The sequence below is a fragment of the Caballeronia sp. LjRoot31 genome (genome assembly GCF_964253885.1).
Classification (GTDB): Bacteria; Pseudomonadota; Gammaproteobacteria; order Burkholderiales; family Burkholderiaceae; genus Caballeronia.
Genome location: NZ_CAXURX020000002.1, coordinates 1,881,655 through 1,902,754, shown reverse-complemented (window position 1 = coordinate 1,902,754; position 21,100 = coordinate 1,881,655). Strand labels below are relative to the sequence as shown.

The following is a 21,100-nucleotide window of genomic DNA, read 5'->3' as shown; positions in this document are numbered from 1 at the left end:
CGTCACGGCTAGATATCCGCAAAGCGATCGGCGCGACAATTGAGGCGCAACCACCGCCTCTTAGATCATTTCGTGTCCCACAGGCGCACTAACCATATTGGCAATATCTGTCTGCGCAACCGCCGACGCAGGCCCCCTATGCACAGTTTCGGCGAGCGCGTCGGTTTCGGAAAATCGTCCGGGTAGTACGCCGTCAGTGGCTCGTGAGGCGCGCCCCTGCGCGTCGTGCTCGGGGTCCGCGCCGGGCGTCGCGCGCGGGTTCATCACGTCCCCATAAAGAGAGAGCGGATCGGCCGGCCGGACCCGTTTTCGATGCCTGCGCATCTTCGCGGCAAATGCGCGCACAGTGCAGCGCGGATCGATCCGTTACGCGAAACGCGGCGCGGCCGTTCAGCTCTTCTTTTGGCTGAAGGCTTCGAACGCCTTTGCGTAGTCCGGGTGCCAGCGCGAGAGCGGCGGCCGGTTCTCGATGATGTCCTGCGCCGCCCAGAGGATGCGCCGCTCGTCGGTTGCGCGGGGTACGTCGTTGTCGGGACAGAGGATGTAGAAGTCGCCCGCCTCCAGCCGTTCGATCATGAAATCCGCCGTCTGCTCCGCGGTCCACGCGCCCGCCGGTTTCTCCGTGCGTCCCCGGGCGGTGAGGCCCGTGTACACGAAGCCCGGAATTAGCAGGTGCGCGCTGATCCTGCAGCCGGGGGTGTTGCGCAGCTCGTGCTGCAGCGCTTCCGTGAACGCCTTCAGGCCAGCCTTCGACACGTTGTAGGCCGGATCGCCCGGCGGCGTGGTGATGCCCTGCTTCGACCCTGTGTTGATCACGATGCCGGGACGCTTACGTTCGATCATCGAAGGGACGAAGGTCCGGGTGCCGAGGACGGGGCCCATCAAGTTGACGCCGAGCACGCGTTCCCAGTTCTGCGCCGGCCCGAAGACCGTGCTGCCGACCTGCACGCCCGCGTTGTTCATCAGGATGTCGGTGCCGCCGAAACGCTCGTCGACCTGCTGGCGCAGCCGCTCCAGATCGTCGATGCGGCTCACGTCGGTCTTGACCGCCAGCACGTCGTCGGCGCCGTTCGCGCTCACGAGGGCAATGGCGTCGGCAGCGGCGGCGAGCCGTTGGTCGTCGGTGTCCGCGATGCAGATGCGCAAGCCGCGCGCGGCAAAGCGCATGGCGGCGGCGAGTCCGATACCGGAAGCGCCGCCGGTGATGACCGCAACTGACTCTGGAGCAAGGGTAGAAAGTGTCATGCAAGATTCCTGGTCGTTGGCCGCCGTGGAGGCGAAGATTCAAATCATTCATGCGGAGAGACCCGCGGCAAAGCACGCGGCAACACGCATGGTGATTTTTATCACGGACTTGCAAAGGATGTGCGTCGAGGGGATTACCTTGCGGCTGTCGAAAGCCATCTGCAAGATGATCCGGGCCACGGGGTTCCTGGCCGGCCTTTGCAGCGAGGCGGGATCGTGGCGTGAACCGGAGCACCGGGGACGTCCGCGACACTGCGACGTCGTGTCTTGCGCATGTCGATTTCTCCCACGATCAGCGCACCGAGCGTGTGCGGCGCTCGCGCATCGGATCTTGCCCGCGCGCGACGCGATGCGGCCAAGGATCTATATGAAGCTTGCGCCTCCGTTGACGGGAATCGTTTGGCCCGTCATGAATGCGTTGCCGATGACCATCAGTACCGCCTGCGCAACTTCGCTCGCTTCGCCCAAGCGTCCCACGGGCAGTTTTTCCGCGACGTTGGACGCCTTCAGCGGCCCAGCCATGTCGGTGTCGATCGGCCCCGGTGCAACGGCGTTGACGGTAATTCCTTCGCGGGCAAGCCTTGCCGCATAGCCGCGCGTCAGGCCCTCGAGGCCGGCTTTCGATGCGTTGTAGTGAACGCCAAGCAGGCCCGCGCCGCGGGCAGCCGCCGACGAGAGGTTGACGATCCGGCCCCAGCGTCTCGCGCGCATGCCGGGCAGCACTGCCTGCGTGCAGAGGAACGCCGATTTCAGATTGACGGCGAGCGTTCGATCGAACTCCGCTTCCGTGAGATCGTCTATGTCGACGATCGTACCGGTGCCCGCGTTGTTCACGAGCACGTCGATAAGACCGAGGCGGTTCTCCACTTCATGAAACATCGCTTTGACGTCGTCTCCGACCGATACGTCAGCGCGTACCGCGATCGCGCGGCCGCCTGCGCGTTCAATTTCCGCGACGACGCCGGCAGCTTCGTTCTCGCGTTCCCGATAGTTGACGGCGACCGCTGCGCCGGCCGAGGCAAGCGCGATCGATATGGCGCGTCCGATTCCGCGCGAGCCGCCGGTCACCAGGGCGACACGATCGTTCAAATTGGGTAAATGTGCAGGCATGAAGAACTCCTCTCTTGCGCGGTTTTGGCAGAGCCTGCTGCGGCAGCGTCTGCGAGGCGTGGTTTTGCCGAGCAAGGCGTTGCCGCAAGGCATCCTAGTTTGCCTCCTTTATGGCGTTTTCGCCGAAGCCGGCCTCCTTCCTGAGAGTAACGCTCCCCACCTGGAACGGATCCAGGAGCGGAGCGCTCAACGGACCGTACGACTGTCGTCTCCTGTAAGCCGTTGTTTCCCGGGAGAGGCGGCGAGCGATCTATGAAGGGTCGACGCCGGAAATACGAAAATGAGACCGGACTTGGGCAGAGGGGGGTTGCTAAAGCGCACCTGCTAAACTCGGCCCGATTCCCGATCTGGGTGTCTTCGAGCAAGCCAATTATTTATGAAAAGTAGTGCAAAAGGCGGCCTTGTTTATTCTACCGACGGCGGTCGGATGTGTCCCGAATGCAGGCAGGTGCTCGCGGAATGTGTCTGCGAGACGGTTACCAAGAGACTGCCGGCAGGTGATGGCGTGGTGCGGGTGACTCGCGAGACAAAGGGGCGGGGCGGGAAAAGCGTGACGATCATTAAAGGGCTGGCGCTCGATCCTCTTGCCTTGGCCTCGCTAGGGAAGCAGTTGCGCACGGCCTGCGGTTCGGGTGGAACGGTCAAGGATGGCGTGATTGAAGTGCAGGGTGACCATTGCGAGCGGGTTATCGAAGTGCTCAAAAAGTACGGCCACAGCGCGAAGCGGGCCGGGGGCTAATCGCTTCAGCTTCAATGCGCGCAGGTGCTTGAGTACCACGGACCGCATGATCGCGTGCCGCCCAGGGTATGTCAAAACGTGTAGCCGCTGGGAATTTGACGGCATCGCAGACCGGTCCCTTGTACTCAATGTTCTATCTCATGGCGCTAGTCGTACTTTTGACGGAGCAGGGCGGATGGGCTTGCCAGCCCGGTTCAGGATCGGCCGGGCATATCGCTGGCTTCGATTTGAAAGCAGTTGTTCAGTAACCCTACTTATTTAGCGTGACGCGGAGATGGGTTTGTTTGTCGAAAAAAATCGGAACAGGTTTCGTTTGGCTGTGACCGTGTTGCCGGTTCCCCTCCTGCCGAAAACACTGTATGGGTGTACAGTGTCGACTTCATCGGCCGTTATCTCGCTAATGCGTGTCGAGCGATGGCTTCCCAAGGCGAGCCACGCTTCGCCCAAGCGCACTGGCGGACGATCTAACTCATTGAACCGGTTAGGAAAAATTGGCATCCAACAACGCAATCCGCATTCGCGGCGCTCGCCAGCACAATCTCAAGAACATCGATCTGGACCTTTACACGGGTCAGATGACCGTGGTGACCGGTCCTTCGGGCTCGGGCAAATCGAGCCTCGTGTTCGATACGCTCTACGCCGAAGGCCAGCGTCGCTACGTCGAGACGTTCAGCGCGTATGCCCGGCAATTCCTCGACCGCATGGACCGTCCGCAGGTGGATCGCGTGGACGGCGTGCCGCCGGCAATTGCCATCGACCAGACCAATCCGGTGCGCAGTTCGCGCTCGACCGTCGGTACGATGACCGAGCTGAACGATCACCTGAAACTGTTCTACGCACGCGCCGCCGAGCTCTTCGATAAAAAGACCTCGCATCAGGTCCGGCACGACACGCCGGAGAGCATCTACGTCGAATTGCTCGGGCGCACGAAGGTGAGTGATCCGCGGATCGCAATCACGTTCCCGGTGGAACTGCCTGAGTCCGCGAGCGACGACGAAGTCGCACAGTGGCTTTCCGCCAGCGGCTACACGCGCGTGCAGGCAAAGCGGCATGTGGACGGCCGGCAAATGCTCGACGTGGTCGCAGACCGGTTCCGCTTGCAGAAGACGGAGCGGTCGCGGGCGCTGGAGGCCATTGAAGGTGCGTTGCTACGCGGCACGGGCCGCGTGAATGTCTACGTGCTGCCGGAGCCGGGCGCGGACGACGCGGACAAGCCCGTGGACGTTCCCACGTGGCGCTTCTCCACGGGCCTGCACAGCCCGGAAAGCGACATCCGCTACGCCGATCCGCAACCCGCGTTGTTCTCGTTCAACTCGGCGTATGGCGCGTGTGAAACGTGTCGCGGCTTCGGCCGGGTGATCGGCGTTGATCTCGGCCTCGTGATTCCCGATGAACGCAAGACCTTGCGCGGCGGCGCGGTCAAGACGCTGCAAACGCCCGCATGGAAAGAGAATCAGGACGACCTGCTGCGCTACGGCGCGAAAGCGGGTATTCGCCTTGGTGTGCCCTGGAGCGAACTCACGCAAAAGGAGCGCGACTGGGTGATCAACGGTTCGCCCGACTGGTCCGGCAAGTGGCAAAACCAGTGGTACGGCGTGCAGCGTTTCTTCGATTACCTCGAATCGAAAGCGTACAAGATGCACATCCGCGTGTTGCTGTCGAAATATCGCAGCTATACGAAATGTCCGACGTGCGAAGGCGCGCGGCTCAAGACAGAAGCGCTGCTGTGGCGCCTCGGCACGAAGGAGCAAGCGGACGCCGTGCTGAAGCCGGCCGATCGTTTCCTGCCGGCAGGCGTGGAGTGGACGCGGGCGCAACTCGAAGCGCTGCCGGGTCTCACCCTGCACGATCTGATGCTGATGCCGATCGACCGCATTCGCCGGTTCTTCGACTCGCTGACCTTGCCAAGCACGCTGCTCGACGACGCGCTCAAGCTTCTGCATAACGAGGTCCGCACGCGCCTGAAATATCTCTGCGATGTCGGCCTCGGTTACCTCACGCTGGACCGCCAGAGCCGTACGTTGTCCGGTGGCGAAGTACAACGGATCAACCTGACGACCGCGCTCGGCACGTCACTGGTGAACACGCTGTTCGTGCTCGATGAACCGAGCATCGGCTTGCATCCGCGTGACCTGAATCGCATTGTGGAAGCGATGCACCGGTTGCGCGACGCGGGCAATACGCTCGTGGTGGTGGAGCACGATCCGTCGGTGATGCTTGCGGCGGATCGTCTTATCGATATGGGTCCGGGACCGGGCGAACGCGGCGGCGAGATTGTCTATGACGGGCCGCCGAACGAAATCGAGCATAGCGACACGCTGACGGGCGCGTACCTCGGCGGCCGCAAACATGTGGCGCACGCATCGAACTGGCAGCGCCGCGCGGTCGATGCAAAAGCGCCGCGGCTCGTGCTCGAAGGCGCGACCGAACACAACCTGCGCGACGTCACGGTCGAGATCCCGTTGCAGCGGCTGGTGTGCGTGACGGGTGTATCGGGGTCGGGTAAATCGACGCTGATCCAGGACGTGCTCGCTCCCGCATTGCAGCGTCATTTTGGCAAGGCGACGGAATCGCCAGGCGCATTCCGCGCGTTGAAGGGCGCGGATGCCTTGAGTGAAGTGATCTTCGTGGATCAATCGCCGATCGGCCGCACGGCGCGTTCGAATCCAGCGAGTTATGTTGGTGCTTTCGACGAGATTCGCAAGCTGTTTGCCAAGGCGCCACTGGCCGCGCAACGGGGTTATAGCGCCGGCATGTTCAGTTTTAATTCCGGCGATGGCCGTTGCCCGACCTGCGGCGGTTCGGGCTTCGAACACGTCGAGATGCAGTTCCTGAGCGACGTCTATCTGCGCTGCCCGGATTGCGATGGACGGCGGTATCGGGCGGAAATCCTGGATGTGCAGATCGAACGCGACGGCAAGTCGCTCAGCGTCGCGGATGTACTCGACCTGACCGTGAGTGAAGCCGTTGCGTGCTTTGCGAAAGACAAGGAAGTGCTGCGGGTGTTGCAGCCGATTGTCGATGTTGGACTGGAATATGTGAAGCTTGGGCAACCGGTTCCCACGCTCTCGGGCGGTGAAGCGCAGCGCCTGAAGCTGGCGGGTTTCCTGGCGGAAACGGCACAGGCGAGCGGCAACCTGCCGGGCCGCTTGTTCATGTTCGACGAGCCCACGACGGGCCTCCATTTCGACGATATCGCCAAGCTGATGCAGGCATTGAGACGCCTGTTGGAACGCGGTCATTCGCTGATCGTGATCGAGCACAACCTTGACGTGATCCGCGCGGCCGACTGGATCATCGATCTTGGTCCGGAAGGCGGCGATGCGGGCGGTCTGGTCGTCTGCGTCGGCACACCGGACGATGTTTCGGCATGCGAACAATCGCACACCGGTAAGGCGCTGCTCGACTACGAAGAGTCGATGGCGCCGGGCGCAGCGCAGAAGCGCGCAGCGGGCGCTCCGCTGCAACTGGCTGCGGAAATCGCGGCGGCGCGGCGCGCGTTGCAGGGCGAAGACGTGGTGCGGATTGTCAACGCACGCGAGCACAACCTGAAGTCGCTCGATGTCGATATCCCGCACGGCAAGTTCAACGTGATCACGGGCGTATCGGGTTCGGGCAAGTCAACGTTAGCGTTCGATATCCTCTTCCATGAAGGCCAGCGCCGGTATCTGGAATCGTTGAATGCGTATGCGCGTTCGATCGTGCAACCGGCCGGACGTCCTGAAGTGGACGCCGTGTACGGCATTCCGCCAACGGTGGCCATCGAGCAGCGTTTATCGCGTGGTGGCCGCAAGAGCACGGTCGCGACCACCTCCGAAGTCTGGCATTTCCTGCGGCTTCTGTACGTGAAGCTTGGTATCCAGCATTGCATCCACGACGGCGCGCCCGTCACGGCGCAGAGTCCCGAATCGATCGTCGCGCAGATCATGCGGGATTTCAAAGGCCAGCATATCGGCTTGCTCGCACCGCTCGTGGTGAACCGCAAGGGGATTTACACGGACCTCGCGAAGTGGGCGAAGACACGCGGGCATACGCATTTGCGCGTGGACGGCGAGTTCCTTTCCGTCGATCCGTGGCCGAAGATCGATCGCTTCAAGGAGCACACCATCGAGTTGCCGGTCGGCGATCTGATCGTCAACGCGAACGATGAAGCGACGCTGAAAGCCATGCTTCTGGAGACGCTCGAACTCGGCAAGGGCGTGATGCATCTGCTTGCGCCGCTCGACGACTTGCATGGTGCGTTGAACGGCGGCAAGAAGGGGACGAAGCACGTTGGCGAGATCCGGGTATTCTCGACCAAACGCGCGTGTCCGGTCTGCGGCACGAGTTATCCCGAACTTGACCCGCGCATGTTCTCGTACAACAGCAAGCACGGCTGGTGCAACACCTGCGTGGGCACCGGCGTCACGCTCACGCGCGAGCAGCGCGAAGTCTACGACGACACCGTGCTCTCCGATGATGGCCGTGGGCGTGAGCAGACGATTCCATCGGCGCAACAGGAACCGGACGATGTCGGCGATCAGCCTTGCCCGGATTGCAGCGGCACGCGCCTGAATGAAGTCGCGCGGGCGGTGACGTTCGGCGATCAACCGATAACGGAAGTCGGCCGCTGGACGGTCAGCGCGACGCGTGGCTGGGTCAAGAAGCTGAAGCTCAAGGGCCGCGATGCCGATATCGCCCGCGACGTAGTCAGTGAAATCGAAGGCCGCTTGTTGTTCCTCGAAGAAGTCGGTCTTGGTTATCTGAGCCTGGATCGCGCGGCGCCCACGTTGTCGGGTGGCGAAGCGCAGCGCATTCGCCTTGCCGCGCAGCTCGGCAGCAACTTGCAGGGCGTGTGTTATGTGCTGGATGAGCCGACCATCGGACTGCATCCGCGTGACAACAAGATCCTGCTGGATGCGCTGAAGAAACTCGGCGACAAGGGCAACACGCTGGTGGTCGTGGAGCACGACGAGGACACCATTCGCCGGGCGGATCACATCATCGATATCGGTCCGGGAGCGGGGAAACGCGGTGGCACGGTGGTGGCGCAAGGCAGCGTGGCTGATCTCGCGGCGCAGCCGGATTCGCTCACGGGCCAGTATCTGGCGAACCCGATCCAGCATCCGTTGCAAGCGCGTCGTGATGTAAAAACGGCGACCGCGAAGCGGGCCGCAACGCCCGAGAACTGGCTTACGGTTCACGGTGCGACGCTGCACAACCTGCGCAACGTCACCGCGAGCATGCCGCTCGGCCGTCTGATTGCCATCACGGGCGTGAGCGGTTCCGGCAAGTCCACGCTCGCTCGTGACGTGCTGATGACCAACCTGCTCGATGCCGTGGGCCGCTCGGTTCTGTCGTCGCCGGCTACGCGCCGCGCACGCAAGACCGCGCAAGCCGACATGCCCGCGCGTAACCGTTCGAGCGTGTTGTCGCGCGAGGCGCCGCGTGTGAAGTTCGACGTTGCGCATCGCTGGCAGGGGTGCACGGAGGTGACCGGGTTCGAGACCATCGACCGTGTACTGGAAGTCGACCAGACGCCGATTGGCAAGACGCCGCGCTCGTGCCCGGCGACGTATATCGGCATGTGGGACACCATCCGCAAGCTGTTCGCTGACACTCTGGAAGCCCGCGCGCGGGGTTATACGCCGTCGCGCTTTTCGTTCAACACGGGCGATGGCCGCTGCCCGGCCTGTGAGGGCCAGGGCGTGCGCACCATCGCCATGAGCTTCCTGCCCGACGTCAAAGTACCGTGCGATGTCTGCCACGGTCAGCGTTTCAATCCGGAAACGCTGGCGGTGACGTGGCGCGGCAAGAACATCGGCGAAGTGCTGACCATGGAGATTGACGAGGCTGTCGAGTTCTTCTCCGCGATGACAAGCATCTCGCATCCGCTGCAACTCATGAAGGATGTGGGGCTGGGTTATCTGACGCTTGGGCAGCCATCGCCCACGTTGTCAGGCGGGGAGGCTCAGCGGATCAAGCTGGTGACGGAGTTGTCGAAGGTAAGGGACGACATCGGCAGGCGTGGGCAGAAGGCGCCGCATACGCTGTATGTGCTCGATGAGCCGACAGTGGGCCTTCATATGGCCGACGTCGCGAAGCTGATCCGCGTACTGCACCGGTTGGTCGATGGCGGGCATTCGGTGGTGGTGATCGAGCATGATCTGGACGTGATTGCCGAAGCCGACTGGGTGATCGATCTGGGGCCGGAAGGCGGCACGGAAGGCGGATCGATCGTGGCCGCGACCGATCCGGATACGTTGTCGAAGAATCCGCGCAGTCACACGGGCGCCGCGCTGCGGCCGGTGCTCGAGCGCGGGGCCGTGGCGGCCGAGGCGGTTCAGTAACTCGGTTCAGTAACTCTTGTAGGGCAGGAACTTGCCTGATAAAACCACGTTGACCCGGTCCCCTTTGGGATCGGGTTCGCGCTGGATATCCATCGAGAAATCGATGGCGCTCATGATTCCGTCGCCGAATTCCTCGTGGATCAGTTCCTTGATCGTGCTCCCGTAAACGCTCACTATTTCGTACCATCGGTAGATGAGAGGATCGGTGGGGACGGCGGTCGGCAGGGAGCCTTTATAGGGCACAATCTGCAGCCAGGCGACGGCTTCATCGGAGAGGTTGAAGAGGGCGCCTACGACTTCGGCCTGTGCTTTGGAGAACGTCATCTGCCCGAGGCAACCGGCCGTTACCCATTCCTTGCTCAAGCCGACTTTCTCCGCCACGTCGGCCCATTTCAGTCCTTTGCTCACCTTGGCGGCGAGAATCATGTGAGTCACTTCGCTGCGATCGGAAATCATTCGGGTTGCTCCTTGAGGGTGGTTTCAAGCGAGTGTATTGGCTAATCGCGGGGCTGGCTGGCGGACAAAAAAGCTGCGGGAAATTCGGTTCGCTCGCGCCGGTGGACGGTGGGTTTTGGGTTTGGGTTTGTGGGCAGGGGGCAAGGTCGGGGGGCTGGGTTTTGGGGTAGCGGCGGGGTCAGTGCTGGGTTGGTCGGTTTTGGGGTTAGCGGTCGGAGTCAATGCTGGGTTGCTGCTTTCGGCCGTGGTGGTCTGCAAGAGTCGGATTTTTTCTTTATCACTATTAGCCACTGTGCGTGGCGGCACGTCATTTCTTTGTCCAAAGCGACAAAGAAACGAAGCAAAGAAAACGCTTTAACCGCTCTACCCTAAGTGTCCACAGCGTGCAGTTTTCATTCATGGGTGCCCCAAAAGCACGGTGCTCGCCAGAGCCACGGATGTGTGAACCCCTCCTTCTCGCGAATCCTGACACGAACACGCTTCGCCCCGTACGCTCTCGGGCAAGCACAATTGCCAATGAACCCGCACGGCCTTACAGATATTTACGGCTGCGGTTTTTTGACAGGTTAGCTACTTGGTCTGTGCGACCGTATTCATAGGTCACAGCTTGATGCGTGTTTGTGGTTACTGCTTCAGTTTTTGTGAATTGGCTGCGCGTTCTGTACAGCTATTTCGTCGGTTACGGCCGCCCGCGTCTTCGCGACCTCATTTTCAGCAGGGTTGGCGACGTGGTTCGAGGCGCGTACAAATTCGGAGCTCGGTTATCCGCGGATAGCGCGGGATGTCCCTTGGGCAGGTTCAATCACTGGTGGCGAAGCGTGTGGGTATCGGTGTTCGGAGAAGGAGGGGTTCAAACATCCTTCGCTCTGGCGAGCACCGTGCTTTTGGGGCACCTATGAATAGAAACTGCACGCTGTGGACACTTAGGGTAGCGTGGTTAAAAGCGTTTTCTTTGCTTCGTTTCTTTGTCGCTTTGGACAAAGAAATGACGTGCCGCCACGCACAGTGGCTAATAGTGATAAAGAGAAAATCCAACTCAGGCAGACCACCACGGCCGAAAGCAGCAACCCGGCACTGACCCCGACCACTACCCCCAGAACCGACCAACCCGGCACTGACCCCCGACCCCCGACCACTACCCCCAGAACCGACCACCCCGGCATAGACCCCAACCACCAACCCCATAACCTGACCACCCCCGCCCCCGCCAACCGCCCCCCCCAAACCCTCCCCCGCCACACACCGGGCCCCGGTGTCACTGGTATGCTGACGGCCTCATTCCACCAAGAAACCCCCGGATCAAGATGGCCACGCAGGACAAAGCACTCGCACTAAAGAAGATGAAATGGTTCGCCGCCGGTCTCCTGGTCGCGGCAGCCGCGCTATTCTTGCTCGCCAAGAGCCACCACGACGCCGGCGCCTGGGCGTGGGTCTCGGCCTTCGCCGAAGCCGCCATGGTCGGCGCGCTGGCCGACTGGTTCGCGGTCGTCGCGCTATTCCGCCACCCGCTCGGGCTGCCAATCCCGCACACCGCCATCCTGCCGGCAAACAAGGCCCGCGTGGCGGACAATCTCGCCGAATTCGTCCGCGACAAATTCCTCGGCACCGACGCACTGGTCGCCCGCGTGAACGCCTTCGATCCCGCCGGCCGCCTAGCGGTCTGGCTGGCCGAACCGGCGAACGCAGCGCTGCTGGGCGCAAAAGCCGTCGCGGCGGCGGCCCAGATGCTCGATTTCATCGACGATGAACGCGTCAAAACGATGCTCCACGAAGCCCTGCGCCGCCGCGCTGAACAATTCGACCTGGCGGGCGCAGTGGGCGGATTGCTGTCCACGCTGACGGCGGATCGCCGCCATCAAATGCTGCTCGACGAGGGCCTGCGCGAACTCGCACAATGGCTCGACCGCGAGGAAGTACAAGCAATCCTCGCGGCCAAGATCCTGGACGTGGCCGGCGAGGAATATCCGAAATTGATCGGCATGCTCGGTTTCGTGGGCCTGAGCGCGGAAGACCTCGGCAACAAGTTCGCGGGCGGCCTGGTGCGCGGCGCAAACAAGTGGCTGCACGACATCAGCGAAAACCCGGAACACGAGCGCCGTCACGCCTTCGACCGCTCGGTGGAAGGGTTCATCGAACGTCTGAAAACGGACCCGGCCTTCCGGGCGCGTATCGACCAGCACAAGCGCGAATGGCTCGAACGCCCGGAATTGCGTACCTATGTGAACGGACTATGGGACGAGTTCAAGGACTGGCTGCGCCGCGATCTCGCGCAGGCAGATTCGTCGCTGCACAAAAAGGTGACGGGCGCATCGGCGTCGTTTGCGGCCGCGTTGAGCAACGACCCGGCGCTGCGTGAATCGATCAACGAGCACATGCGCGACGCGCTCAAGTCACTGGCGCCGGATTTACGCGACGGCATTGCAAAGCATATTGCGGCAACGGTGCGCAACTGGGACGACGCCACGCTCGTGCGCGACGTGGAACTGAGCGTGGGCCGCGACTTGCAATTCATCCGGGTGAACGGCACGCTGGTGGGCGGTGCGGTTGGTCTGATCATTCACGCAGTCTCCATGTTCATGGTTTAAGCTGCAGAATCAAAACCTTGTAGCCGCGGTCAGCTAATTTCCCTCTTGAAGAGACCGAACATGACGGACCCGAACGCCGCGTTGATCCAGCGTTTCTACGAAGCCTTTCAGCGTTCCGACGCTGAAGCAATGGCCGCGTGCTACGCGCCCGACGTGCAGTTCAGCGATCCCGTGTTCGGCGTGCTGCGAGGCCGCGAAGCCTCGGATATGTGGCGCATGCTGATCTCTCGCGCCACGGGATTTTCGCTGACCTTCAGCGACATCCAGACCGTCGGGCAGACGGCGACGGCGAAATGGGTCGCGACCTATCGTTTCACCCAGACGGGGCGCAAGGTGGTCAATCGTATCAACGCGCGGTTTGCGATTCGCGATGGACTGATCGTCGAACATCACGACAGCTTCGACCTCTGGACCTGGAGCCGCCAGGCGCTCGGACTCAAGGGCGTGCTGCTCGGCTGGTCGTCGTTCATGCAGAACAAGATCCGGGCGCAGGCGAGCAAGGGTCTTCGCGCATACCGGCAGCAACCCAAAAAATGACCCGCCTCGAATGTCCTGCTAGCGAAGGGTGTCTCAACGACGAATGGCTCGAAGCCGATGCGCTGGGCGGTTTTGCGTCGGGCACGGCTGGCACCGAACGGACCCGCAGATATCACGCACTGCTTCTCACCGCCACGCAACCGCCGGCGGGGCGCATGGTGCTGGTGAACGGCGTGGAGGCCTGGCTGGAGGATGCATCGGGGCAGACACGCATTCCGCTGTCCATGCAGCGTTATGGCGCCGGTGCGGTCTGGCCGGACCCATCGGAGAGTCTGCTTTCCTTCGATACCGACCCTTGGCCCACGTGGCGCTTCCAGGTCGGCGAAAATCATATCCTGACCGCCGAACTATTTGTCGCGAAGCAGAGCGCGCAGACGGTGCTGCGCTGGCGGCTCGACGGCGAGGCCTTCACGCTGAAAGTTCGGCCGTTGCTTTCCGGCCGCGACTATCACGCGCTGCATCACGAGAACCCGGCGTTTAATTTCTCGTACACGGCGACGGGCGATCAGGTTCGCTGGCAAGCGTATGGCGATGTGCCGGCGGTGGTCGCGGCATCGAATGGATCGTACGTTCATGCGCCTGACTGGTATCGTAATTTCTGCTACACCGTCGAGCGCGAACGCGGCATGGATTTCAACGAGGACCTCGCCACGCCCGGGATCTTTTCGTTCGATTTATCGCTTGGCGAAGCGGTGCTCGTGTTGAGCGCGAACGAGGGTGCGAAGACGAATGCGGCCGATACCGCGAAGCAGCTTGCCGATATCGAACGAGCACGTCGCGCGGCTTTTCCGACGCCGCTGCATCGTTCCGCCGATGCCTACATCGTGGCGCGAAACGAGGGCAGCACAATCCTCGCCGGCTTCCCATGGTTTACCGACTGGGGCCGCGACACGTTCATCGCCATGCGCGGTCTGCTGATCACATCCGGCCGAACCAGCGACGCCGAATCGATCCTGCTCGAATGGGCCGGAACGCTCTCCGACGGCATGTTGCCGAATCGTTTTCCGGACAGCGGCGCGCCGGAATACAACTCGGTGGATGCATCGTTGTGGTTCGTGATCGCCGTGCACGATTATCTTTGCACGGGCCACGCTCAACGGGAAACGCAGGACCGGTTGCAACAAGCCGTCGATGGCATTCTCGACGGTTACTCCAGCGGCACGCGTTTCCAGATCGCAGCCGATCCTGAAGATGGACTGCTCCGGGCAGGCGTTCCCGGCGTGCAACTGACGTGGATGGACGCGAAGGTGGGCGATTGGGTGGTGACGCCGCGCATCGGCAAGCCGGTGGAAGTGCAGGCGTTGTGGATCAACGCGCTGCGCATAGCGGCGGCATGGAACCCACGCTGGACGGAGCCGGCCACGCGTGCAACTCAGGCTTTTCAGCAGCGTTTCATTAATCCCGCCGGCGGTGCGCTCTACGACGTGGTCGACGCCGATCACGAGCCGGGCAAGCTCGACCATTCCATTCGTCCGAACCAGCTTTTTGCTGTGGGCGGGCTGCCGTTCGCGGTGATCGACAATAGCGCAACGGCTCGCGCGATCGTCGATCAATGCGAGCAGCTTTTGCTCACGCCGCTGGGGCTTAGGACCCTGTCACCGAACGACCCTGCCTACAAGGGCCGTTACACCGGCACGCCGCTGGAACGTGACGGTGCTTACCACCAGGGCACAGTCTGGCCGTGGCTCATGGGGCCGTTTGTCGACGCGTGGCTGAGGGTTCATGGCGATGATCAAGCATCCAAAGCCGTGGCCCGCGAGCGTTTTCTCAGGCCGCTGCGCAACCACCTGCATCATGCGGGACTGGACCACATTTCCGAAGTCGCGGACGGCGATGCACCGCATACGCCCGGCGGCACGCCATTCCAGGCGTGGTCGCTCGGCGAACTCATGCGCCTCGAACGTCTGCTTGATAGCCAACCCGCCGACCCAGCCGATTCTGCCGAGATGCCGCAAACGCGCTAGATTATCGGTCTTTCCGTCACGCTTTTAGTCAAGGACGTCCCATGCCGCCACTGCGCGCCACCAAGTCACTCGACACCATAGAAGGAGCCCGGCTCCATTCCACCGACTGTTCGCGCTGGCAACGCTGGGGACCGTATCTCAGTGAGCGGCAGTGGGGCACGGTGCGCGAGGACTACAGCGAAAACGGCACCGCCTGGGACTATTTTCCGCACGATCATGCGCGCAGCCGCGCTTACCGCTGGGGCGAAGACGGCATTGCCGGATTCGGCGACGATCACCTCAACTGGTGCGTCTCGCTCGCAATGTGGAACGGCCGCGACCCGATTCTAAAGGAACGCTTGTTCGGGCTGACGAACGCGCAGGGCAACCACGGCGAGGACGTGAAGGAGCTGTACTTCTACGTCGACGGCACGCCGACGCATTCCTATATGCGCATGCTGTACAAATACCCGCACGCGGCGTTTCCGTACGATGACCTCGTTGCGGAAAACGGCCGCCGCGGCGCGGACATGCCGGAGTACGAAGTGCTCGACACCGGCGTGTTCGAAGACAATTCATATTTCGATGTCCATGTCGAATATGCGAAAAATACGCCTGAAGATATCGTGATGCGCGTGACGGTCGAGAATCGCGGGGATTGCCCCGCGTCGCTCGACCTTCTGCCGCAGATCTGGGCGCGCAACACGTGGTCGTGGCAGCCATCGAAGAAACCTTCGCTCACCTTGCACTCCGACGCGAAGGGCAGCCGCGTGATCGCTCAAAGCGACGGCCATGAGCCGCTGGTCGTGACGGCCGAAGCCCGTGGCGACGCTACGGTCAACTGGCTGTTCTGCGAGAACGAAACCAACGTCAGGCGCCTGTTCAACTCAGAAGGGCCAGGACCGTTCAAGGACGGCTTCAACGACTACATCGTGCAGGGCGAAGAAAACGCCATCCGGCGCGATACCGGCACGCGCGCCGCCGCACATGTGCATCTAGAGTTCGCCCCGAACAGCCGCACGGTCGTGACCATGCGCTGGCGTCCGGAGTCGGAGGCAGACCGTGAGCGGCAAGCGCTCGATATCGACGCGCTGTTCGCCCGCCGGATCGCCGAAGCCGATGCCTTTTATGCGGGCCTGCAACACGAAATCGATGACGCCGACCAGCGGCTCGTACAACGTCAGGCGCTGGCGGGCATGCTGTGGTCGAAGCAGTATTACCAATTCGATGTCACCCGCTGGATGGACGGCGACCCGTTGCAACCGGCGCCGCCGGCGGCCCGCAAGCGTGGCCGCGATGCCGACTGGCGGCATCTGTGCAATGCGGACATTGTCTCGATGCCGGACAAGTGGGAATACCCGTGGTACGCGTCGTGGGATCTCGCCTTTCATGCAGCCGCGTTCGCGCTGATCGATCCGGCGTTCGCGAAGAAACAATTGCTGCTGCTGGTGAAGGACCGCTACCAGCATCCGAACGGGCAACTGCCGGCCTATGAATGGGCGTTCAGCGACGCCAATCCGCCGGTGCATGCATGGGCGACATGGCGCGTCTATGAAATTGATCGTGCGATCACGGGCAAGACGGACCGCGACTTCCTGGAGCTCGTGTTCCACAAGTTGCTGCTGAATTTCTCGTGGTGGGTGAACCGCAAGGACGCGGACGGCCGTAACATTTTCCAGGGTGGTTTTCTCGGGCTGGATAACGTCGGCATCTTCGACCGCTCGGCGCCGTTGCCCACCGGCGGCCGTATCGACCAGTCGGATGGCACTGCATGGATGGCAGCCTACGCGCTCGACCTGATGCGGATCGCGCTGGAACTGGCGGTGGCGAATCACGTGTTCGTCGATATCGGCGTGAAGTTCTTCGAGCATTTCCTGTACATCGCCGAGGCGGTCGGTTGCAGCGATACCTGCGACACCGGCCTCTGGGATGAACGCGACGAGTTCTTCTACGACGTGCTGCAACTCCCCGACGGCACGAGCGTGCCGATGCGCATTCGCTCTATCGTCGGCTTGATTCCGCTGTTCGCGGTGCATGTGCTGGAAGAGCATCTGCACGGCCAGTTGCCGGGGCTGCGGGAACGGCTGACATGGTTCCTCGAGCACCGGCCTGATCTGGCCAAGCTGGTGTCACGCTGGAACGAGCCGGGCAAGGGCAATAGCCTGCTGCTGTCGGTGCTGCGCGGACATCGCATGAAGGCGTTGCTCCGGCGCATGCTCGACGAAAGCGAGTTCCTGTCCGACTACGGCGTACGGGCGTTGTCGCGGGTGCATCGGGACAATCCATTTGTGCTTGAGCACAACGGCGACCGCTTCTGCGTGGAGTATCTGCCGGCGGAATCGGACTCGCGCGTGTTCGGCGGCAACTCGAACTGGCGCGGGCCGATCTGGATGCCGGTCAACTATCTGCTGATCGAGTCGCTATACGAATTCCATCGTTATTACGGCGATGATTTCCGCGTGGAATATCCGACCGGATCGGGCCAGAAACTGTCGCTGAGCGACATAGCCGATGAACTCGCGCGACGCCTGACGCGCCTGTTCCTGAAGAACAAGGACGGCGTGCGTCCGGTCATGGCCGCGTATCCGCAACTGCAGGCGGACCCGCGCTCGGATGACCTCGTGCTGTTCCATGAATACTTTCATGGCGATACAGGACGCGGCGTGGGCGCGTCGCATCAGACGGGCTGGAGCGGGCTGGTCGCGTTGCTGTTGCAGCCGCGCGTGAGCACCGTGGCGCAGAACCTGCCGGTCGGCGGCGAGGTTCAGCCCGAAGTGGAACTGGCGACGAAGTAACGAAGCAGGCGGGCGGGTTCTGCCCACCTGAGTCGCCGGTCCCAGGTCGGCATGCGTGTTCGCATCATTCGTCATTGCACAGCATCAACACCTTTTCGGCATCAGTGCATGAGCGCTTCGGCGCGCGTTGCGTCACGGGCGTTACAGCGTCGCCGGTGCCTGTTGACGCCATCTTGCGGATGCATGCCCGCAAGCGCTTTTCTATCGGCGGGTAGTATTTCCAGCCTCGGCTGAGCGGCGGCAATTCGATCTTCACCTGCTTCCATTTCGGATGGCCGTTGGCCTGCAGTTCGTCGAAGTGCGTGCAGAGCGAGTCGGCGAATTGTGTCATCGCGCCGACGGTGCCGCGCAGGTTGTAATCGTAGGTGACGAGAAACGCCTTCACGGTCAAGGTAGGCGAATCTTCCTTGATCCAGTTAGGATAACTCGACGTACGGATGGTGGCCGGGAAATAGGTCTGTTCAGCACGCGCGGTTTCGGGGACTGAAGGATCGAGCTTGAGCAATTTGATCTGGCTCAGCAGGTCGGGGTTCAGGTCCTGAAACAGCTTGGCCGGCTGCCCCGCGACAATGACCGCCACATCGAGTTTGCGCACGATCAGCTTCGCGAGCGCGTCCTCGTTGCTGTAGTGCTGCGCGTTCTGGTCGGGAATCGGCTCGTTGAACATCAACCTGTAAAGCGTGGTCGCCGATTGCGCCGTGCCGCTGCCAATCAGCCCGACGCTAATGTTCTTGTCCTTGATCTCGTGGATGTAGTTAAGCGGCGAATCTGATCGTACAACGAAGTAAATCTCTTCGTTATACAACGGCATGATGAGCCGCAGCGGCTGGATGACCTTGCCTGCTTCAGCGTTGCCGGCTTTCGCCATATCGAGGTAAGCCTGGTACACGTCCGACTGCACGAGCGCGAATTTCACGCCCGGCTCGTAACGCATGCGCTGCACGTTTTCGGCGGAGCCTTTCGACGCGAGCACATCGAGGTCCATGCCGATCGGGTCTGCTACCCACTTCGCCAGGTCCTGGCCTATCTGGATGTAAGTGCCGCGTTCCGGCCCGGTGACGATCTTGTAGTCGGCTTGCGCGTGAGCCTCCGCAACGAGGCCGGCGAGCCCGAAAAGGGCGAACAGCATGAGAAAAGTCTTGTGCATGATGTCGTGTGAGTCGTTTTAATGTGTTGGCCAACTTTCATTACACGGATAGATCACGGCGGCCTGCGTCTCCCGGCGCGGCCTTCAACCTCCTCAAAGTCTCCTGTTCCTTGCCTCCTGCCTCCTGCCTTGCTGCGTCGCTTCTACTGCGGTGGCGGGCGCTGCGCCGGTGACTGGCTCCTGGCCCAGCCCGACTCCAGGATCGCGCGCTCTTCGTCGTCGGGATTGGTGGCATTGAAGCCGGGCGCACGCGGCTGCGCTGCGCTTGCCGCGTTGTCTCCTGACGCGAGCGTGCGGTTGGCCGTGGGCGATGCTGGACGCGTATTGCTTTGCATAGCCGGCGGCGCGCTGTTCGCCGCGACGGGAGGCGACACAATGCCCGCCCGCACCGGAACGGCTTCGCCGATTGGCGCGACTGTGTGCAAGGAAGGCGACGCGGTATTGCCTGGAGCCTGAATAGCGGCCGCAGGCTCAGGTTCCGGCTGCGCCGGTGCACGCGCCGTGGCGTTCGCTGGGGCGCTGCGCACCGCTGGCGGCGCCGCATTCGGTCCGTCCGGCATGGGGACAAACGCGGGTGCTGGCGGACGAGGCGGCGCGGCCTGTTGCAGCGGCGGCAGCGGGGTATACGGCGACGATGTGAGCGGAGCCTGCGAGCCCGTGCTTATGCGCGCCGGCTCTGGAACAGCCTGCGCGGCGGCAGGCGCGCGCATGGTCGTGACGACCACGGGTGCGGCCGGCGCAGCCGGCACGGGTGCCACGATAGGCGCAGGCACGCCCATCGCGGCGACCGCGCGCGCATGCTGGGCGGCCGAGACGGTGACGGTGGGCCTGTGCGTCGACGCGGGGGGAGGCGCGGGCGCAACGCGTGGCCCGGGCACGAACATGGGCACAGGAGCGGTGGGCGCCGCTGCGGCCGTCTGCGCGTTGTTGTGGGGGGCGCCATGCACCGCTGCGGTCGCGGGAGGGGGTTTATTGAGCCAACCCGACCGGGCGATGGCGTGTTCGACGAGCGTTTGTGCTTCCACATTGCTGGCATCGATGGTCAGCACGTCGCGGGCATTCTGGCGCACGCACAACCACGAGCCCGTCGCTTCGCAACCGCGTGCGACTTGCAGCATCTCGTCGCGTGCGTGTTCGAGGCCGGTTAGGTCCGCCTGGGTCCGCTGCACATTGGCGGCGTTCAGTTGCGACGCCGGGATCTTCGAGAACCGCCGGCGCGCCGTGGTCAGGTCGCCGCGCGCGATGGCGTCACGCGCGGCCTGCAAGTTATCGGTCGCGCTGGCGAGCGCGGCCGCTGCGCGACTGGAGGAGGTGTCGGTGGGCAAGGCTTCGCGGGCGGCAACGGAGGGCGCTGCCGCCGTTTGCGCCTGCCTGGTGGTCGTCATGGTCGCCACCGCTGCTGCGGACCTCGCCGGGGGCACCGCGGCCGCCGGAGCAGCCAGTCGCGCAGGTGCATCGTGCGCGGTTTTCATATCGACGGCGCCGTACGCGCTATGCCCGGCCGGCAGGTCGGAACGGGTGGCATCGTCACCGCTGCTGCCGTGCTGCGAATAGATGACGCCGCCGGCTACCAGCGCCAGCGCCACGGCGCCCAGCGTGACGGTCTTCGACCTATCCCAGCGCTGCTCGCCGGCGCCGGTCAGTTCGGACTCTTCCGGTACGCTCGGGTAGGGCGATGGAACGTTGAGGGCTTCGCGGCGCGCGCCGAAGGGCAGGCGCAGGCCCGTCGAGAGCGCGGCCGTCTTCGCGGCGCCGAAGCCCGGGCCATGATCGGCGCCGCAATGCGGACAGGTATCCGCATCGCTCGGAATGTCGTTGCCGCAACGCTTGCAGGTCACGGAATCGGATGATGAGGGAAAGAAGAGACGGGCCATGCGAAAAACCTCCCGGGACACAAGGGTTGTCCTTCCCGCTTGCGTGTCCGGTTTGATCGGACAAAACGGTCACTCGTATGATGAAAATGCTTCGGACTCCCTATGCTGGACGGTCGCCGAGGGAGCCGGAACCAATATGTGACATCTCCGAGGCGACGTCAACACGGCCGCGAACAGCCACGCGACGCGTGCGCCACGCCGCTCAAATGCCTGCTTTGGCCGCGCCGGTCAAGGCATGGGCGAACAGGTAAAAGCGGCCGGTGGTTTCGTCGGCAGGCGCCTAGGTTCTGTCCGAATATGGCGCTTCGGGGCGCGCCGAAACCGGCCGCCGCGCAGGCGA

At 62.8% G+C, this 21,100-nt stretch carries 11 protein-coding genes; 6 read left to right on the top strand and 5 right to left on the bottom strand.

What is annotated here, in order from left to right:
- Nucleotides 1-390: 390 nt before the first annotated feature.
- Nucleotides 391-1,245 (bottom strand): SDR family NAD(P)-dependent oxidoreductase, encoded by an 855-nt coding sequence (locus ACSQ8V_RS26805; protein ID WP_436207710.1) that lies wholly within the window; start codon nt 1,243-1,245, stop codon nt 391-393.
- Nucleotides 1,246-1,608: 363 nt separating this feature from the next.
- Nucleotides 1,609-2,355, bottom strand: a complete 747-nt coding sequence (locus ACSQ8V_RS26800; RefSeq protein WP_436207709.1) for an SDR family NAD(P)-dependent oxidoreductase — start codon at nt 2,353-2,355, stop codon at nt 1,609-1,611.
- Nucleotides 2,356-2,731: 376 nt separating this feature from the next.
- Here ACSQ8V_RS26800 and ACSQ8V_RS26795 point away from each other — a divergent pair, with 376 nt between their 5' ends.
- Together ACSQ8V_RS26795 and uvrA are read left to right on the top strand one after the other, a co-directional pair.
- Nucleotides 2,732-3,094, top strand: a complete 363-nt coding sequence (locus tag ACSQ8V_RS26795) for a translation initiation factor Sui1 (protein WP_213764585.1) — start codon at nt 2,732-2,734, stop codon at nt 3,092-3,094.
- Between the two features lie 491 nt (nt 3,095-3,585).
- Complete coding sequence (uvrA, locus tag ACSQ8V_RS26790; protein WP_436207708.1) at nt 3,586-9,423, top strand: excinuclease ABC subunit UvrA; 5,838 nt, start codon at nt 3,586-3,588, stop codon at nt 9,421-9,423.
- 6 nt (nt 9,424-9,429) lie between these two features.
- On the opposite strand, the gene cynS is transcribed toward uvrA, so the two are convergent.
- Complete coding sequence (gene cynS, locus ACSQ8V_RS26785) at nt 9,430-9,879, bottom strand: cyanase (protein WP_436184618.1); 450 nt, start codon at nt 9,877-9,879, stop codon at nt 9,430-9,432.
- A gap of 1,304 nt (nt 9,880-11,183) precedes the next feature.
- Here cynS and ACSQ8V_RS26780 point away from each other — a divergent pair.
- Genes ACSQ8V_RS26780 through ACSQ8V_RS26765 form a run of 4 tightly spaced genes read left to right on the top strand, consistent with a single transcriptional unit; the run spans nt 11,184 to nt 17,739 of the window.
- The gene (locus tag ACSQ8V_RS26780) at nt 11,184-12,464 is read left to right on the top strand and encodes a DUF445 domain-containing protein (protein ID WP_436207707.1); all 1,281 of its coding nucleotides are present in this window, start codon (nt 11,184-11,186) and stop codon (nt 12,462-12,464) included.
- Between the two features lie 60 nt (nt 12,465-12,524).
- A complete protein-coding gene (locus tag ACSQ8V_RS26775) occupies nt 12,525-13,001 on the top strand; it encodes a nuclear transport factor 2 family protein (protein ID WP_436207706.1) in 477 nt (158 codons plus the stop codon).
- Nucleotides 12,998-14,965, top strand: a complete 1,968-nt coding sequence (locus ACSQ8V_RS26770) for an amylo-alpha-1,6-glucosidase (RefSeq protein WP_436207705.1) — start codon at nt 12,998-13,000, stop codon at nt 14,963-14,965. The genes ACSQ8V_RS26775 and ACSQ8V_RS26770 overlap by 4 nt, the downstream gene beginning before the upstream one ends.
- A 41-nt stretch (nt 14,966-15,006) precedes the next feature.
- Nucleotides 15,007-17,739 carry an MGH1-like glycoside hydrolase domain-containing protein gene (locus ACSQ8V_RS26765; RefSeq protein ID WP_436207704.1) on the top strand — a complete coding sequence of 911 codons (2,733 nt, stop codon included), beginning with the start codon at nt 15,007-15,009 and terminating at the stop codon, nt 17,737-17,739.
- Nucleotides 17,740-17,803: 64 nt separating this feature from the next.
- On the opposite strand, the gene ACSQ8V_RS26760 is transcribed toward ACSQ8V_RS26765, so the two are convergent.
- Nucleotides 17,804-18,886 (bottom strand): TAXI family TRAP transporter solute-binding subunit, encoded by a 1,083-nt coding sequence (locus ACSQ8V_RS26760; protein WP_213768972.1) that lies wholly within the window; start codon nt 18,884-18,886, stop codon nt 17,804-17,806.
- Between the two features lie 143 nt (nt 18,887-19,029).
- Complete coding sequence (locus ACSQ8V_RS26755) at nt 19,030-20,760, bottom strand: hypothetical protein (protein ID WP_436207703.1); 1,731 nt, start codon at nt 20,758-20,760, stop codon at nt 19,030-19,032.
- Nucleotides 20,761-21,100: the final 340 nt, after the last annotated feature.

Bases quoted from the DNA above. Each gene is read 5' to 3' on its own strand.
- ACSQ8V_RS26755 (WP_436207703.1), bottom strand. From the start codon at position 20,760: ATGGCCCGTCTCTTCTTTCCCTCATCATCCGATTCCGTGACCTGCAAG.
- ACSQ8V_RS26795 (WP_213764585.1), top strand. From the start codon at position 2,732: ATGAAAAGTAGTGCAAAAGGCGGCCTTGTTTATTCTACCGACGGCGGT.
- ACSQ8V_RS26780 (WP_436207707.1), top strand. From the start codon at position 11,184: ATGGCCACGCAGGACAAAGCACTCGCACTAAAGAAGATGAAATGGTTC.
- ACSQ8V_RS26800 (WP_436207709.1), bottom strand. From the start codon at position 2,355: ATGCCTGCACATTTACCCAATTTGAACGATCGTGTCGCCCTGGTGACC.
- ACSQ8V_RS26770 (WP_436207705.1), top strand. From the start codon at position 12,998: ATGACCCGCCTCGAATGTCCTGCTAGCGAAGGGTGTCTCAACGACGAA.
- ACSQ8V_RS26765 (WP_436207704.1), top strand. From the start codon at position 15,007: ATGCCGCCACTGCGCGCCACCAAGTCACTCGACACCATAGAAGGAGCC.
- ACSQ8V_RS26775 (WP_436207706.1), top strand. From the start codon at position 12,525: ATGACGGACCCGAACGCCGCGTTGATCCAGCGTTTCTACGAAGCCTTT.
- cynS (WP_436184618.1), bottom strand. From the start codon at position 9,879: ATGATTTCCGATCGCAGCGAAGTGACTCACATGATTCTCGCCGCCAAG.
- ACSQ8V_RS26760 (WP_213768972.1), bottom strand. From the start codon at position 18,886: ATGCACAAGACTTTTCTCATGCTGTTCGCCCTTTTCGGGCTCGCCGGC.
- ACSQ8V_RS26805 (WP_436207710.1), bottom strand. From the start codon at position 1,245: ATGACACTTTCTACCCTTGCTCCAGAGTCAGTTGCGGTCATCACCGGC.